This is a genomic window from Streptomyces niveiscabiei (assembly GCF_001419795.1).
Taxonomy (GTDB): domain Bacteria; phylum Actinomycetota; class Actinomycetes; order Streptomycetales; family Streptomycetaceae; genus Streptomyces; species Streptomyces niveiscabiei.
On sequence record NZ_LIRL01000324.1, the window covers coordinates 1 to 14,419 of the forward strand.

General features: G+C 71.6%; 16 protein-coding genes. 8 read left to right on the forward strand and 8 right to left on the reverse strand.

All coding sequences use genetic code 11. The features are described 5' to 3' along the window. Nucleotides 1-143: 143 nt before the first annotated feature. Nucleotides 144-593, forward strand: a complete 450-nt coding sequence (locus AOK24_RS16545) for an ATP-binding protein (protein WP_055720839.1) — start codon at nucleotides 144-146, stop codon at nucleotides 591-593. Between the two features lie 30 nt (nucleotides 594-623). Here AOK24_RS16545 and AOK24_RS16550 read toward each other — a convergent pair whose 3' ends face one another. Both AOK24_RS16550 and AOK24_RS16555 read right to left on the reverse strand, forming a co-directional pair. Continuing rightward, entirely contained in the window at nucleotides 624-1,496 is an 873-nt protein-coding gene (locus AOK24_RS16550; protein WP_055720840.1) for an RNA polymerase sigma factor SigF, read from the reverse strand. A 105-nt stretch (nucleotides 1,497-1,601) separates the two neighbouring features. Next, nucleotides 1,602-2,381 carry a class I SAM-dependent methyltransferase gene (locus tag AOK24_RS16555; protein ID WP_055720841.1) on the reverse strand — a complete coding sequence of 260 codons (780 nt, stop codon included), beginning with the start codon at nucleotides 2,379-2,381 and terminating at the stop codon, nucleotides 1,602-1,604. A gap of 135 nt (nucleotides 2,382-2,516) precedes the next feature. On the opposite strand from AOK24_RS16555, the gene AOK24_RS16560 reads away from it, so the two are divergent. After that, nucleotides 2,517-2,873, forward strand: a complete 357-nt coding sequence (locus AOK24_RS16560) for a helix-turn-helix domain-containing protein (RefSeq protein WP_055720842.1) — start codon at nucleotides 2,517-2,519, stop codon at nucleotides 2,871-2,873. 15 nt (nucleotides 2,874-2,888) lie between these two features. Here the strand turns inward: AOK24_RS16560 and AOK24_RS16565 are convergent, their stop codons facing one another. The 3 genes from AOK24_RS16565 to AOK24_RS16575 all read right to left on the reverse strand — a co-directional run bounded on the left by AOK24_RS16565 (nucleotide 2,889) and on the right by AOK24_RS16575 (nucleotide 5,397). Then, nucleotides 2,889-3,479 (reverse strand): ClpP family protease, encoded by a 591-nt coding sequence (locus AOK24_RS16565; protein ID WP_055720843.1) that lies wholly within the window; start codon nucleotides 3,477-3,479, stop codon nucleotides 2,889-2,891. Between the two features lie 2 nt (nucleotides 3,480-3,481). After that, nucleotides 3,482-4,108, reverse strand: a complete 627-nt coding sequence (locus AOK24_RS16570) for an ATP-dependent Clp protease proteolytic subunit (RefSeq protein WP_055720844.1) — start codon at nucleotides 4,106-4,108, stop codon at nucleotides 3,482-3,484. Nucleotides 4,109-4,215: 107 nt separating this feature from the next. Further along, nucleotides 4,216-5,397, reverse strand: coding sequence for an epoxide hydrolase family protein (locus AOK24_RS16575; RefSeq protein ID WP_055720845.1), 1,182 nt, complete (start codon nucleotides 5,395-5,397; stop codon nucleotides 4,216-4,218). Between the two features lie 127 nt (nucleotides 5,398-5,524). Here AOK24_RS16575 and AOK24_RS16580 point away from each other — a divergent pair, with 127 nt between their 5' ends. Then, nucleotides 5,525-6,007 (forward strand): VOC family protein, encoded by a 483-nt coding sequence (locus AOK24_RS16580; RefSeq protein ID WP_055720846.1) that lies wholly within the window; start codon nucleotides 5,525-5,527, stop codon nucleotides 6,005-6,007. 66 nt (nucleotides 6,008-6,073) lie between these two features. Here the strand turns inward: AOK24_RS16580 and AOK24_RS16585 are convergent, their stop codons facing one another. From AOK24_RS16585 to AOK24_RS16595, 3 genes are all read right to left on the reverse strand, one after another. Further along, entirely contained in the window at nucleotides 6,074-6,952 is an 879-nt protein-coding gene (locus tag AOK24_RS16585) for a geranyl diphosphate 2-C-methyltransferase (protein ID WP_055720847.1), read from the reverse strand. Between the two features lie 81 nt (nucleotides 6,953-7,033). Then, nucleotides 7,034-8,068, reverse strand: coding sequence for a family 2 encapsulin nanocompartment cargo protein terpene cyclase (locus tag AOK24_RS16590; protein ID WP_055720848.1), 1,035 nt, complete (start codon nucleotides 8,066-8,068; stop codon nucleotides 7,034-7,036). After that, complete coding sequence (locus AOK24_RS16595; RefSeq protein ID WP_107103974.1) at nucleotides 8,065-9,468, reverse strand: family 2B encapsulin nanocompartment shell protein; 1,404 nt, start codon at nucleotides 9,466-9,468, stop codon at nucleotides 8,065-8,067. The genes AOK24_RS16590 and AOK24_RS16595 overlap by 4 nt, the downstream gene beginning before the upstream one ends. A 309-nt stretch (nucleotides 9,469-9,777) precedes the next feature. Here AOK24_RS16595 and AOK24_RS16600 point away from each other — a divergent pair, with 309 nt between their 5' ends. From AOK24_RS16600 to AOK24_RS16620, 5 genes are all read left to right on the forward strand, one after another. Further along, a complete protein-coding gene (locus AOK24_RS16600) occupies nucleotides 9,778-10,575 on the forward strand; it encodes a VOC family protein (protein WP_055720850.1) in 798 nt (265 codons plus the stop codon). Then, nucleotides 10,572-11,276 carry a ribonuclease H family protein gene (locus AOK24_RS16605; RefSeq protein ID WP_079056842.1) on the forward strand — a complete coding sequence of 235 codons (705 nt, stop codon included), beginning with the start codon at nucleotides 10,572-10,574 and terminating at the stop codon, nucleotides 11,274-11,276. The genes AOK24_RS16600 and AOK24_RS16605 overlap by 4 nt, the downstream gene beginning before the upstream one ends. Before the next feature lie 87 nt (nucleotides 11,277-11,363). Beyond that, entirely contained in the window at nucleotides 11,364-12,554 is a 1,191-nt protein-coding gene (locus tag AOK24_RS16610) for an FAD-dependent monooxygenase (RefSeq protein ID WP_055720852.1), read from the forward strand. A 76-nt stretch (nucleotides 12,555-12,630) separates the two neighbouring features. After that, nucleotides 12,631-14,100, forward strand: a complete 1,470-nt coding sequence (locus AOK24_RS16615) for an MFS transporter (RefSeq protein WP_055720853.1) — start codon at nucleotides 12,631-12,633, stop codon at nucleotides 14,098-14,100. Then, on the forward strand, nucleotides 14,097-14,419 hold a 323-nt coding region (locus tag AOK24_RS16620), incomplete at its 3' end, for a TetR/AcrR family transcriptional regulator (protein ID WP_420876670.1). The genes AOK24_RS16615 and AOK24_RS16620, both read left to right, overlap by 4 nt.

Sequence of the window (14,419 nt, forward strand, 5' to 3'; positions counted from 1 at the left end):
GGCATGCCGTCCCCCGGTCCCGAGGAGCCCCCGCCTTCCCCTGGCGTCTGAGGGGACTGCCCGGCCCGGCACGGGGTACGAGCACAGATGCAGCGGCGTTTGCCCCGTTGGGCCTGACAGGGAGACGCGTGAGGACGAGAACGATGACCAAGCATCTGGACGGGGCAGTGATACCTACTGGTTTCGACGTACCGGTGGAACCGCTTCGGCGGGCGGCGCACTACACGGGGGACCCCGGCTGCATCGGCGAGGCCCGCGCCTTCGCGGCGCGCTTCGTGGACCAGCTGAGAACCGAGTGGTGCGCAGCCATCGACGAGGGCGCGGTGAACGAGGTGATGCTCGTGGTGAGCGAGCTGGTCACCAACGCCGACCGGCACAGCAACGGCCCCTACATCCTGGAGCTGGAGGGCACCGAGGAGTCCGTCGCGGTCTGCGTGTACGACAGCAGCGACGCGCTCCCGCTGCGCTTCCCCCGCGACCCCGAGCGCGTCGGCCGCCACGGCCTGGAGATCGTCCACGCCCTGGCCAGGGAGGTCAGCGCCGAACGCGTCCCCGTCGGGAAACGCGTCCGGGCTGTCATCCCGTTCGGCTAGAGGCCAGAGGCCAGCGGCCGGAAGCCGGCGCTAGGCGAGCATGCCCTCCCGCAGCCGCGTGATGATCCGCTTGATCAGCCGGGAGACGTGCATCTGCGAGCACCCCAGCTCGGCGCCGATCTCCGCCTGTGTCGCCTCCTGCACGAACCGCAGATGCAGGATCCGCCGGTCGCGCTCGCTCAGTTCGGCCATCAGCGGCGCCAGTGTGTGGAAGTCCTCCACGAGCCGCAGCGCGTGCTCCTCGACCCCGATGAAGTCGGCCAGGACCGCCTCCCCGTGCTCGGAGCCGTCCCCGGTGAGCGCCGCGTCCAGCGAGGACGACGTGTAGCCGTTGGCGGCGATCTGCGCCTCGACCACCTCGTCCTCGCCGATGTTCATCAGCGTCGCCAGCTCCGCCACCGTCGGCTCCCGGTCCAGGCGCCCGGCCAGCTCGTCGCGCGCCTTGGCCAGCTCGACGCGCAACTCCTGGAGCCTGCGCGGCACATGGACCGCCCAAGTGGTGTCCCGGAAGAACCGCTTGATCTCGCCGACGATGTACGGCAGCGCGAACGACGTGAACTCCACCTCGCGTTCGGGCTCGAACCGGTCGATCGCCTTGATCAGCCCGATCATCCCGGTCTGGACGATGTCCTCCATGTCGTCGCCGCGTCCCCGGAAGCGGCCGGCCGCGAACCGGACCAGCGACATGTTCATCTCGATCAGCGTATTGCGGGCGTACTGGTAGGCGTGGGTGCCCTCCTCCAACTCGTTCAGCCGGCGCAGGAACTGCCGGGACAGTTCGCGCGCGTCGCGCGGGGCCACGCTGCGGGGGTCCTCGATCCCCGGGAGCCCGGCGGTCGCGGTCGTGCCGGACGCCTGCTGGACGGCCGGTTCTGCTTGCGAGCCGATCACGGCGGTACGCATGCCCTCTCCCTCGCGCTTCACGTGGTGCCGGTCCCCGGGGCGGGCGAAAGCCACGAGGCACTCTCGGGGCGCCTACCCGCAGCCGCGCGGCGCATGCGCCCCCGCTCACCCCAACGTGCGCCGAGCGGTGACGAGTTCGTGGAGATAGCGTTTGGTGACCGTGCCCCCGTACCGCGTGTCGATCAGCTCCCGCAGCGCCGCGAACAGCCCGTTGCGTGACGGTTCGTCGAGCGCGAGGTGCCCGGAGTAGGTCATCAGCACCTCCAGATAGCCGTCGGCGGTGTACGTCACGTCCTGGGTGAACCGGCGTACGGTCACGTCCTCGTAGCCCGGTTCGCGTTCGAACTCCCCGATGTCCGCGCCGACTTCGGCGGCGTCCTTGAGGAGGAGGCCCGGCGGGGTCGAGGGGTCCCAGCGCTCGTAGTGGGGCTGCGAGTCGTCGAAGAACCCGGTGGTGCCGCCCGCGACATGCTCGGTCACCACCACCGCGAGCAGTCCGCCCGGTTTCAGCGCCGCCGCCGTCCGGGCGACCCGCGTCGCCGGGTCGAGCCAGTGGAACGCGGTCGCGCACGTCACCAGATCGAAGGACGCTGCGGGCGGCTCCCAGGTGTCGAAGTCGGCGACCACCACCTCGGCCAGCGGCCGGTCCGCGAGGTTGCGGCGGGCCACGGCGGCGAGGGAGGCGCCGAGTTCCACGGCGGTCAGCCGGCAGCCGGTCGCGGCGAGCGGAACCGTCAACTGGCCCGTCCCCGGCCCGATTTCGAGGACCCGCCGGTCCGGGCCGAGACCGGCCCGCGTGATGATCGTGTCGACCAGCGCCGAGGGGTAACGGGGACGCACCCGGTCGTAACGCTCCGCCACGGTGTCGAAGGTCTCGCGCAGCATGGATCTGCCTCTCGGGGTTTCGGGCTTGCGGGAAGAACCCCGCAGTCTGCCGCCGCACCCCGCTCTCCCGCCTCCGGTTTTCCGCCGTCGGCGGAACGCCGGGCCCTGCGACCGCCCTCCTCCTAGGCTGGGAAGGTGAGCAACCACGACGAGGCCCGAGTGATCCCCCTGGCCCCGGCCCGCGAGCCCCTCTGGCGGGACCTGGTCGGAGACGTCCTGCGGCGCGAGCGCCAGGCGCAGGAGCGCACCCTCAAGGACGTCGCCGACGCGGCCCGGATCTCCATGCCGTACCTCTCCGAGGTCGAGCGGGGCCGCAAGGAAGCCTCCTCCGAGGTCCTCGCCGCCGCCGCGCACGCGCTGGGCCTGTCCCTCGGCGACCTGCTCTCCCTGACCCAGGACGAGCTGGTCAGGGTCACCGCGCGCCGCACCCCCGTGCACCGCCGCGCGGCGACCGTTCCTTCCGCGTACAACGGCCTCTGCCTGGCCGCGTGATTTCTCAGAACGGGCTCACCGGCGGCTGATGACCTCGTCCGCCAGCCCGTACGCCACCGCCTCCTGGGCCGTGAACACCTTGTCGCGGTCCATGTCGGCGTGCAGCGTCGCCGTGTCGTGGCCGGTGTGCCGGGCGAGGACCTCCTCGACCTGGGAGCGGATGCGGACCATCTCCTTCGCCTGGAGCGCGAGGTCCGACACCATCCCGCGCTGGCCGCCGCTCGCGGGCTGGCCCAGCAGGACCCGCGCGTGCTCCAGCACGAACCGGCGCCCCGGATCCCCGCCGGCCAGCAGTACGGCCGCCGTCGACGCGGCCTGGCCGACGCAGAACGTGGAGACCGGGGCCTTGATGTACGACATCGTGTCGTAGATCGCCATCAGCGAAGTGAACGAGCCCCCGGGCGAGTTGATGTACAGGGCGATCTCGTTCTCCGGGGACGCCGACTCCAGGTGCAGGAGCTGCGCGATCACCACGTTGGCGACACCGTCGTCGATCTCCGTGCTGAGGAAGATGATCCGCTCCGACAGCAGCCGGCTGTAGATGTCGTACGACCGCTCGCCCTGCGGGGTGCGCTCGACGACGTACGGAATCGTGTAGCTGCCCATGGTCACAGTCCCATCCGTCGTGCCGGGGCCGCCGGGCGCAGGTCCGCCAGCGAGCTGACGATCCGGTCGACCATGCCGTACTCCCTGGCCTCCTCGGCCGTGAACCAGCGGTCGCGGTCGCCGTCCCGGGACACCGTCTCCTGGGGCTGGCCGGTGCGCTCCGCCGTGAGGCGTTCGATCGTGCGCTTGGTGTACTCCAGGTTCTCCGCCTGGATCTCGATGTCAGCGGTCGTGCCGCCGATCCCGGCGGACGGCTGGTGCATCATCACGCGGGCGTGCGGCAGCGCGTACCGCTTCCCGGGCGCCCCCACGGTCAGCAGGAACTGGCCCATGCTGGCCGCGAACCCCATGGCGAGCGTCGCCACGTCGTTCGGGACGAGCTGCATCGTGTCGTGGATCGCGAGCCCCGAATGGACCTCGCCGCCGGGGCTGTTGATGCACAGCACGATGTCCGTGCGCGGGTCCTCGGCGGCGAGGACGAGGAGCTGCGTGCACACGCGCTGCGCGGACACCTCGTCGACCTGCGTCCCCAGGAACACCATGCGCTGCGCGAGGAGCTGGTTGGCGAGGTGGTCGTCGAAACGGGTGGGCTGGGTGTCGCCGTCGGCGAGCCTGATGGGTGGAGTCATGGCCTCTCCCTCGGTGGGGCGGGTTGCGGTGACTCCACTCTCGGCCGGGAACGGGCCCGGCCGGCGGTTTCTCTGCCGTGGGCAGAGCGGCTCTGCCGAGAGCAGAGTCAGCCCTCCCGCAGCTGCCGGAAGAACGCCCGCACATCCCCGACCAGCAGATCCGGCTCCTCCATCGCCGCGAAGTGCCCGCCCCGGTCGAACTCCGTCCACCGCACGACCGTGTCCGTACGCGCGGCCCGGTGCCGCAGCGGGATCTGCGGGTCACCCGGGAAGACGGCGAGCCCGGTGGGCGCGGTCGAGAACGCGGTGGGCCGGGCGACACGGCCCGTCGTGGTGTGGGCCCGCTCGTAGTACACGCGGGACGCGGAGTTCGCCGTGCCGGTCAGCCAGTAGACCATCACGTTCGTCAGCATGTGGTCCCGCGAGACCGCCTCCTCGGGCAGCTCCTCCGAGTCTGTCCACTCCCGGAACTTCTCGACGATCCACGCGAGTTGGCCGACCGGCGAGTCCGTGAGCGCGTACGACAGGGTCTGCGGGCGGGTCGCCTGGAGCGCGGCGTACGCGGACGCGTCGGCCATCCACGCCGACCACCCCCGCCAGGAGGTGAGCGTCCGCTCCCGCTCGGCCGGGCTCAGCGCGGCCAGCTCCTCCGCCGTCGGTTCCGTCGCCGCCTGCGCTCCCGGCAGCAGGTTCAGGTGGACGCCGACGAGCCGCTCGGGGTGCGCGCGCCCCAGCTCCCGGGAGATCGCCGCTCCCCAGTCACCGCCCTGCGCCCCGAACCGCTCGTACCCGAGGCGCGTCATCAGCTCGGCCCACGCGTCCGCGATCCGCCCCGCCTCCCAGCCGCTCTCGGTGGTCGGCCCGGAGAACCCGAACCCCGGGATGCTCGGGACGACGACATGGAAGGCGTCGGCCGCGTCACCGCCGTACGCCACCGGGTCGGTGAGCGGGCCGACGACGTCCAGGAACTCCACGAACGACCCGGGCCAGCCGTGCGTGAGGATCAGCGGGGTCGCGCCGGGCTCGGGGGAGCGGACGTGCGCGAAGTGGACGCGCGTCCCGTCGATCACGGTCGTGAACTGCGGCCACTCGTTCAGCCGCGCCTCGGCCGCCCGCCAGTCGTACACGTGCCGCCAGTGCTGGACCAGCTCCCGCAGGTAGTCCACCGGAACGCCGTACGACCAGCCCGAACCCGGGATCTGGTCGGGCCAGCGGACGCGGTCGAGGCGGGCGTGGAGGTCGTCCAGATCGGCCTGCGGGACAGCGATGCGGAACGGGTGGATCGTCATGACCGGGATGCTAGTTCGGGGCGCCCGGGGGAATCCGGCGAATATTTTTCGCGGGGGAGCGATGAGTTCGCGGCGCCGGTCCGGTCGAAACCCATGACCGTGTCGTCCACGACTTTGGGGAGCACCCATGACCACCGACGGATTCACCACCTGCCTCTGGTTCGACGACCAGGCGGAGGAAGCGGCGCACTACTACGTCTCGGTCTTCAAGAACTCCAGCATCGGCAAGGTCTCCCGCTACCCCGAGGGCGCCCCGCAGCCCGCCGGCAGCGTACTGACCGCGGAGTTCACCGCGAACGGGCAGAGGTTCGTGGCCCTCAACGGCGGCCCCCAGTTCACGTTCAACGAGTCGATCTCCTTCCAGATCCTGTGCGAGGACCAGGAGGAGGTCGACCACTACTGGAACAAGCTGACCGAGGGCGGCGGCGAGCCCGGCCCCTGCGGGTGGCTGAAGGACAGGTTCGGGGTGTCCTGGCAGGTCGTCCCCACCCGGTTCATGGAGATCTTCCAGGGCTCCGACGAGGGCCGCGCCGCCCGCGCCATGGCGGCCATGATGACGATGGGCAAGCTCGACATCGCCGCCCTGGAGAAGGCCGCCGACGGGGAGTGACCCGGCGCACGGCACGGCGAAGCCCCGGCCGGGTTCTGCGGCCCGGCCGGGGCCCCGCGCGGTACGTCAGACGCGGTCGGCGACGATCATCAGGTACTGGAAACTGCCGTTGCGGTACGCCGTCAGGAACGTTTCCTCGATCCCGGTGACCAGGTGGTCGGCCTGCGCGCGCAGCTCCCAGTAGGGGAGCGCCGCCTCCGTGAGGTCCTCGACATGGACCGGCACGAGCCGGTTCTTCGCCATCGCCCGGAAGTACTCCGAGCGGGGGTGGATGTCGCAGATGTAGTGCGCGTTGATCAGCGACACCTCGCGCGACGCCTGCCCGTACGTGTCGTTGTAGCAGCCGGTGATCGTGACGTACCGGCCGCCCCGGCGCAGCAGCCGCGCGTGCTCGGCGAACAGCAGCTCCAGCTCGACGTACATCGTCGACTCGTTGTTCCAGGACGCCGCGTACGCGCCCGTCTCGAAGCCGGTGTCCAGCATGTTGCGGGTGTGGTAGACGACCTTGTCGTCGATGCCGCGCTTGCGGGCCTGCGCGTTGGCGAACTCGGCCTGCTTCGTGGAGAGGGTGACGCCGTCCGCGCCGCAGCCGTACCTCAGGTGCGCGGTGACGCTGCCGCCGCCGCGCCCGCAGCCCGCGTCGAAGACCCGGTCCTCGGCCGTCAGCGGGCCCAGCTTGGAGGCCAGCAGCTCGGCCTGCGCGTGTTCCAGGCGGTGCAGCTCGGCGGTGAGGCGTTCGCGGCGCTGGACGGGATCGGGGTCGTCGAGGACGCTCCAGTCGGCGTCGCCGATGCCGTAGTGGTGGTGGTACAGGTCGTCGATCCGGCCCAGGTCGAGGTTGACCGGGTTCTCCTCGGCGTTCCAGTAGTCCGCGATCCGGCTCTGGTAGACGGACTGGGCGGGCACCGAGGCGAGACGGGGTCCGGCGTCGTGGGCAGTGGTCAACGGTTGCTCCTCTGTCGTGCGGTGAACAGGTCGTGCGGTGAACAGATCGTGCTGCGCCGGCCGGCCGGAGCCGGCCGGGTCTCACCAGTAGTCGGGCAGGTGGTAGCGGTGGGTGTTGGTGGCGTGCCACTCGTGGTTGCCCGCCACCCAGTCGTCCAGGCTGCGCGCATAGCGCTCCGCGAGCGGCGACAGGGCACCCAGCAGGGCCGACTCCGCCTCGAACTCCGCCATGATCCGGTTGTGGATCTCGACCGCCTTGAGATAGGCGGCCTTCAGGCCCCGCTTGTCGTTCGCGGCGATGACCTGCGGGAGGTTGAGGTGCTCGGGGTCGGTGGCCAGCTCCTTGGTGAAGGAGTACAGGTCGTTGACGAGGGTCGTCGCGTTCGACGCGAGCGCGGTGATTCGCTGGATCTCGGGCCGCGCGTAGAGCTGCTCCGGCAGCTCGTACCCGTCGACCGCGTCCACGATCGACAGGCAGGGCCGGAAGTTGTTGAACTGGCGCATCACCAGGTACTCCCAGACCTTCGGCATGTACCCGGTCTGCGCCCACGCGGCCTCGCCGAGGTAGCCGAGGTGCAGGCGCGCGATGTCGTGCACGAACCGGTCCGCCTGGCTCGGCGTGGAGAGGGCCGCGTAGTCCTTCATGGCCCAGAAGTAGGAGCGCAGCGGGCTGTCCGCCTGCATCCCCGCGTGCCACTCCTCGGTGAGGTCCGCCGGTCCGTGGAAGGGGTCAAGGGCCGACTGCGCGATGACGAGCCGCCCGCCGAGCCCGGCCGCCGAGCCGCCCCGGCCCTCGGCCTCCTCGCAGTAGCAGTCGTCGACGATGTTCTCGGCGAGCAGCAGCTTCCCGGCCGCCACCAGCCGCTCCATGTCGAGGGCGTTCGGGTGCTGGAGGACGACGGCCCGGCCGAACTGGAAGCCGGAGAAGTCGCCGTGCCACTCCGGCGGGAACAGCTCCAGCTCGTTCGCCCACTCCTCCAGCCGGCGGTCGACCTCCGCCGCCTTCACCGGGTCGGCGGGCTCGACCTGCCGGTACGTGAGACCGGGAACGACACCGGTCCGCTTGGCGTTGAGGGGCCGGAAGGGGGCGGGGGGTCCGGGGGGCGCGTAGCTCATTCCGACGACCGTCCGATCTGTACGTTCTCCAGGATCCCGACCGCGTCCGGCGTCAGCACCGCCATCGAGTAGTAGGCGGTGACGAGGTAGCGGATGATCGCGTTCTGGTCGATGCCCATGAACCGCACGTTCAGGCCCGGCTGGTACTCCTCCGGGATGCCGGTCTGGTAGAGGCCGACGACGCCCTGGTCCGCCTCGCCGGTGCGCAGCGCGATGATGCTGGTCGTCAGGTCCGCGCCGACCGGGATCTTCCCGCACGGGAAGATCGGCACCCCCCGCCACGCGGGCACGTGATGCCCGTTCACCTCGGCCGGGGCCGGCATCAGACCGCGCCGGTTCAGCTGCCGGAAGAACGCCGCGATCGCCTTGGGATGCGCCAGGAACAGCGTCGTCTTGCGTCTCATCGACAGCAGCTCGTCGAGGTCGTCCGGTGTCGGCGGCCCGCTGGAGGCGGGGATGCGCTGGTCGTAGTCCGTGTTGTGCAGGAGCCCGAACTCCCGGTTGTTGACCAGCTCCCACTCCTGGCGCTCCCGGATCTCCTCCACCGTCAGCCGCAGCTGCTGCTGGGTCTGGTCCATCGGCTCGTTGTAGAGGTCGGCGACCCGGGTGTGGACCTTCAGGATCGTCTGGGTCAGCGACAACTCGTACTCGCGCGGCGCGAGTTCGTAGTCCACGAACCCGGCGCCGATCGTCGGCTCCCCCACGTGCCCCGCCTGGAGCGGGATCTCCGCCTCACCCTCGCGGTTCACCGGCAGCCGCTGCCTCGCCGCGTACGCCTCGACATGCGCCGCCAGCGACGGCACCCGCGCGGCCAGCTCCCGTACGGCGTCCTGCGGGACCGTCAGCACCACGCCCGCCGTCTCCGCGCGCACCGACGCGTCCCACAGCGGGTCCGGAGTCCCGATGTCATCGCCGCCCAGCTGGTCGCCCCCGGAGACGACGCCGACGACCTCCTCCTCGCCGTACGCCCCCGCCGTGAACCGGGTGAACCGGCCGTGCGCCACCACGTACGCCTCGGCGACCGGCTGCCCCGCCTCGCACAGCACCTCGCCCGCGCGCACCTCGCGCGCGGTGAACCGGCCCGCGAGTTCCCGCAGGACCTCGATGTCGCCGTAGCCGCGCAGCGGGGGGAGTTCGGTGAGGGTCTCGGGGATGATCCGGACGTCGTCCGCGCCGTTCTGCTCGAACCGGACCCTGCCGCGCCCCACCGTCAGCTGGAGCCGCCGGTTGACGCGGTAGGTGCCGCCCCGCACGTCGATCCAGGGCAGCGAGCGGATCAGCCAGCGCGAGCTGATGCCCCGCATCTGCGGTTCGGACTTGGTGACCGTGGCGAGCTGGCGCGCGGCGCGGGTGCCGAGGCTGGTGAGCGGGGCGGTGGTGACACCGTCCGGTGTGGACACATTCACTCCCGTCGATCTGGACAGAGCAGGCTCCCGCCGTCGCCGGCCGGATGCGTACCAGCAGCCAACCCGGTCGTGTCAGGCCCGCGCACCGGCGTTCGGGGGTGGCGCCTTCGCATGGCGGTCGCACGGAGGGATCGGCGGGGGCAGAACGCGTGATCCGCCGCGCACCCGCGTCACCCTCAAGGGGAATATGTGGAACTTCCGGTTCTGTGTTAGAGGTCTTGTCGACAGCGTTCGCCGCGCGGTCCGGCGGGCGCGTGGCTAGCGTGGGAGCAGACCTGCCGGCCGATCGGAAGGGGCGCGGTCATGGCCGTACAGCCCGAGGGAACGCCCTGCTGGGCGGACGCGATGTTCACGGACGTCGAAGGCGCGAAGAGCTTCTACGGCGACGTCCTCGGCTGGACCTTCGGCGAGGCGGCGTCGGAGTTCGGCAGCTACACGCAGGCGTACGTGGACGGCAAGGCGGTCGCCGCCGTCGTACCGCCCATGCCCGGGCAGGAGGGCGCCTCCCAGTGGTGCCTGTACCTCGCCTCGGCGGACGTCGCCGCGACCGCCGCGAAGATCCGCGAGCACGGCGGGGAGGTGCTGATGGAGCCCATGCAGGTGGGCGACTTCGGCAGCATGTGCCTGGCGCGCGACCCGGGCGGCGCCGTCTTCGGGGTGTGGCAGGCCGGGACCCACGAGGGCTTCGAGGCGGTCGCCGTGCCCGGCGCCTACTGCTGGGCGGAGGTCTTCACGCGCGAGCCCGAGAAGGCGGACGCGTTCTTCCCGGCCGTCTTCGGCTACCGGGTCAAGGAGATGGCCGACGACGCCGTCGACTTCCGTGTCTACCAGCTCGGCGACGACATGGTCATGGGCCGCATGAAGATGGGCGAGGAGTTCCCGCCGCAGCTCCCGTCGTACGTCAACGTCTACTTCACCGTCGACGACTGCGACGCCGCCGTGAAGCGTGCCGTCGACGCCGGCGGCATCCTCCGGTTCGGGCCGATGACCATGGCTTTCGGGCGGTTCGCGGCACTCAGCGACCCCCAGGGCGCGAGCTTCTCCGTGATCGACGTGACGACGACGGAGGGGGAGCAGCCGGCGCTCACCGACGTGGCATGATCGAGTCCATGCGTGAACGACTGGTGGCCGCGTGCGACGGTGCTTCGAAGGGCAATCCTGGACCTGCGGCCTGGGCGTGGGTGGTCTCCGACGACGCCGCGACCCCGGCCCGCTGGGAGGCGGGGCCGCTCGGCAGGGCCACCAACAACGTCGCCGAACTCACCGCGCTGGAACGGCTGCTGACCGCCACCGACCCCGCCGTGCCGCTTGAGGTGCGGATGGACTCGCAGTACGCGATGAAGGCGGTCACCACCTGGCTGCCCGGCTGGAAGCGCAACGGCTGGAAGACGTCCGGCGGCAAGCCCGTCGCCAACCAGGAGCTCGTCGTCCGCATCGACGAGCTGCTCGGGGGGCGCACCGTCGAGTTCCGGTACGTCGCCGCGCACCAGGTCGACGGGGACCCGCTGAACGACTTCGCGGACCGCGCCGCGAGCCAGGCGGCGGTCGTGCAGGAGGCGGCGGGCAGCGAGTTCGGCTCGCCGGAGCCGCCGCCGTCCTCGATGACACCGTCGTCCGGCGGCGGGGCGCGGCGCGGCGGGAAGCCGGCCGCGCGCAAGCCGTCGGGTTCCTCCTCCCGCACCATCAAGGCCAAGTTCCCCGGCCGCTGCCTGTGCGGACGCTCCTACGCCGCGGGCGAGGACATCGCGAAGAACGCCCAGGGGTGGGGGCACCCGGAGTGCCGCGCGGAGGCTACCGGCTGAGCGCACCTCGTGTCGCACGTGCGCTGAACGACGCCCACCGGCTGCTACCCTGCGTCGTCACTTGCCCACGTTCGGTCAATTTCAGAGGTGTGCGTGAAGGTCGCCTGCGTCGGTGGCGGGCCCGCCGGCCTGTATCTCTCGATCCTGCTCAAGCGACGGAACCCGTCGTACGACATCACCGTCCACGAACGCAACGCGGAGGGCTCGACCTACGGCTGGGGCGTCACGTACTGGCGTGAACTCCTCGAGAAACTCCACCGCTACGACCCCGAGTCCGCCCGAGAGATCGACGCCGCGTCCGTCCGCTGGACCGAGGGCGTCGCCCACATCCGCTCCACGGCGACCCGCCAGCCCGGCGACGAGGGGCACGGCATCGGCCGCCACCGCATGCTGGAGATCCTCGCCGCCCGCGCCCGCGACCTCGGGGTCCGCCTGGAGTTCGAGTCCGAGGTCGACGCCCTTCCCGACGCCGATCTCGTCGTCGCCGCCGACGGCGTCCACAGCGCTCTGCGCACCCGGCACGCCTCCGACTTCGGCGCCGAACTCGTCGACGGCCGCAACGCCTACGTCTGGCTCGGCACCACCCGGGTCTTCCCCACCTTCACCTTCGCGTTCGTCGAGACCGAGCACGGCTGGGTGTGGTGCTACGGCTATCCCTACGACGACGGCCACAGCACCTGCGTCATCGAGTGCGCCCCCGAGACGGTCGCCGGCCTCGGCCTCGACGGCGACGACTGCCTTCCGGTGCTGGAGAAGCTCTTCGCGCACATCCTCGACGGACACGGGCTGATCGGCCGCGAACCCGGTCCCTGGCCCGCTTTCCGCACGCTCACCAACCGGACCTGGCACCACGGCAACGTCGTCCTGCTCGGCGACGCCGCCCACACCACCCACTACTCCATCGGCGCGGGGACGACCCTCGCGCTGGAGGACGCGATGGCGCTCGCCGACGCCCTCGACTCCGCCGACGACCTGCCCTCCGCGCTGGCCGCGTACGAGGGGGAGCGCAAGGCGGCGCTCCTGTCGACGCAGAGCGCCGCCCGGTACAGCGCCCAGTGGTACGAGAACCTCGCGCGGTACATCGACCTGCCGCCGGAGCAGATGTTCGCGCTGCTGGGACAGCGGCACTCGCCGCTGCTGCCGTATGTGCCGCCGCAGCTGTACTACCGGCTGGACCGGGCGGCGGGGTCGCTGGAGGCGCTGCGCCGGTTCAAGCGGTGGCTGGGGCCGGTCGTGGCGCGGACCGTGCACGCGCGGGTGCTGACGTCACGAAAGTGAACCGCTTGCGGTGAATGGCGATTCACCTCTACGGTGAATCGCCATTCACCCTATTGTCCGCGCCGCTGGAGCCCCCATGGCCTCGCCCGTCCCGATACCCGTCACCAGGCCGGACGGTCCACGCAGCCGGGCCACCATCCCGGTCCTGGCCTTCGGCGGCATCCTCATGGCGGTCATGCAGACGGTCGTGATCCCCCTCCTGCCCGACCTGCCCCGGCTGACGCACTCCTCCCCGGCCGCCGTCTCCTGGATGGTCACCGCCTCCCTCCTCTCCGGCGCCGTCCTCACCCCCGTCCTCGGCCGCGCCGGCGACATGTACGGCAAGCGGCGCGTCCTGCTCCTGTCGTTCGCGCTCCTCGCGATCGGCTCGGTGATCTGCGCGCTCACCTCGCAGATCGGCGTCCTCATCGCGGCGCGCGCTCTCCAGGGCGCCGCCTCCGCCGTCGTCCCGCTCTCGATCAGCGTCCTGCGCGACGAACTCCCGGTGGAGAAGCGGGGATCGGCCGTCGCCCTGATGAGTTCCACCGTCGGCATCGGCGCCGCCCTGGGCCTGCCGGCCGCCGCCGTCGTCATCCAGTACGCCGACTGGCACGTCATGTTCTGGGTCACCGCGGCCCTCGGCGCGCTCGGCGTCGTCCTGATCCGGTGGGCGGTGCCGGAGTCGCCGGTGCGCGAGCCGGGGCGGTTCGACGTGATGGGCGCGCTCGGGCTCGCGGCGGGGCTCGTGTGCCTGCTGCTCGCGGTGTCGCAGGGCGGGCAGTGGGGGTGGGGGAGCGGACGCATCGTCGGCCTGTTCGCCGCCGCCGCGGTGATCCTCGCGCTGTGGTGGTGGCAGCAACTGCGGGGCGAGCGGCCCCTCGTGGACCTGCGGCTCGTGACCCGCCCCAGCGTGGGCCTCTCCCATGTCGCCGCGCTGCTCACCGGGTTCGCGTTCTACGCCAACTCCCTCGTGACCGCCCAGCTCGTCCAGGCGCCGGAGGCCACCGGGTACGGGCTCGGCCTCAGCATCGTCGAGACCGGCCTCGTCCTGCTGCCCGGCGGCATCATCATGCTGCTGATCTCGCCCCTCTCCGCCCGCGTCTCGGCGGCCCGCGGCCCCCGGCTCACGCTCGCCCTCGGCGCGGCGGTCATCGCCTGCGGGTACGCCGTACGCATCGCCGACAGCCACTCCCTGTGGATGATCATGACCGGCGCCGCGGTCGTGTCGGTCGGTACGACGCTCGCGTACTCGGCGCTGCCCTCCCTGATCCTGCGGGCGGTCCCGGCGAACCAGACGGCGTCCGCGAACGGGGTGAACGTCCTGATGCGGACCATCGGGCAGGCCGTGTCGAGCGCGGCGGTCGCGGCCGTGCTGGTCCGGCACACGGGGGCGGTCGGCGGGGTGCCCGTGCCGACGCTGCACGGGTATCTGCTCGCGTTCGGGATCGCGGGGGCGGTGGCGCTGGGGGCGAGCGCGGTGGCGCTGACGATCCCGGGGGACGAGAAGCCCGACCCCGGGCCACGCGGGACCCAGCCGGCGTTGGACGAGGTCCGGGAGGGAGCATGAGAGGCGTGACGACCACACCCGCACCGGAGACCACGGACGGCCCCGGCGACCCCATCGCGCCGCCCACCGCCCCCCGCCGCGACGCCGACACCACCCGCGCCGCCATCCTCCGCGCCGCCCGCTACCTCATGGCCCGCCGCTCGCACACCGACATCACGCTCAAGGCCGTCGCCGAACGCGCGGGCGTCAGCGCGCCCCTGGTCCTCAAGTACTTCGGCAACAAGGACGCCCTCTTCGCGCGCGTGATGTCCTTCGAGGCCGACGTCGAGGCCCTGCTCGACGCGCCCCTGGCGGACCTCGGCCCGCACCTGGTCCGCCA

Coding starts and splice junctions, on each gene's coding strand:
- AOK24_RS16570 (WP_055720844.1), bottom strand. CDS start 4,108: ATGACTCCACCCATCAGGCTCGCCGACGGCGACACCCAGCCCACCCGT.
- AOK24_RS16565 (WP_055720843.1), bottom strand. CDS start 3,479: ATGGGCAGCTACACGATTCCGTACGTCGTCGAGCGCACCCCGCAGGGC.
- AOK24_RS16600 (WP_055720850.1), top strand. CDS start 9,778: ATGGCCGTACAGCCCGAGGGAACGCCCTGCTGGGCGGACGCGATGTTC.
- AOK24_RS16580 (WP_055720846.1), top strand. CDS start 5,525: ATGACCACCGACGGATTCACCACCTGCCTCTGGTTCGACGACCAGGCG.
- AOK24_RS16590 (WP_055720848.1), bottom strand. CDS start 8,068: ATGAGCTACGCGCCCCCCGGACCCCCCGCCCCCTTCCGGCCCCTCAAC.
- AOK24_RS16545 (WP_055720839.1), top strand. CDS start 144: ATGACCAAGCATCTGGACGGGGCAGTGATACCTACTGGTTTCGACGTA.
- AOK24_RS16605 (WP_079056842.1), top strand. CDS start 10,572: ATGATCGAGTCCATGCGTGAACGACTGGTGGCCGCGTGCGACGGTGCT.
- AOK24_RS16615 (WP_055720853.1), top strand. CDS start 12,631: ATGGCCTCGCCCGTCCCGATACCCGTCACCAGGCCGGACGGTCCACGC.
- AOK24_RS16575 (WP_055720845.1), bottom strand. CDS start 5,397: ATGACGATCCACCCGTTCCGCATCGCTGTCCCGCAGGCCGATCTGGAC.
- AOK24_RS16555 (WP_055720841.1), bottom strand. CDS start 2,381: ATGCTGCGCGAGACCTTCGACACCGTGGCGGAGCGTTACGACCGGGTG.
- AOK24_RS16550 (WP_055720840.1), bottom strand. CDS start 1,496: ATGCGTACCGCCGTGATCGGCTCGCAAGCAGAACCGGCCGTCCAGCAG.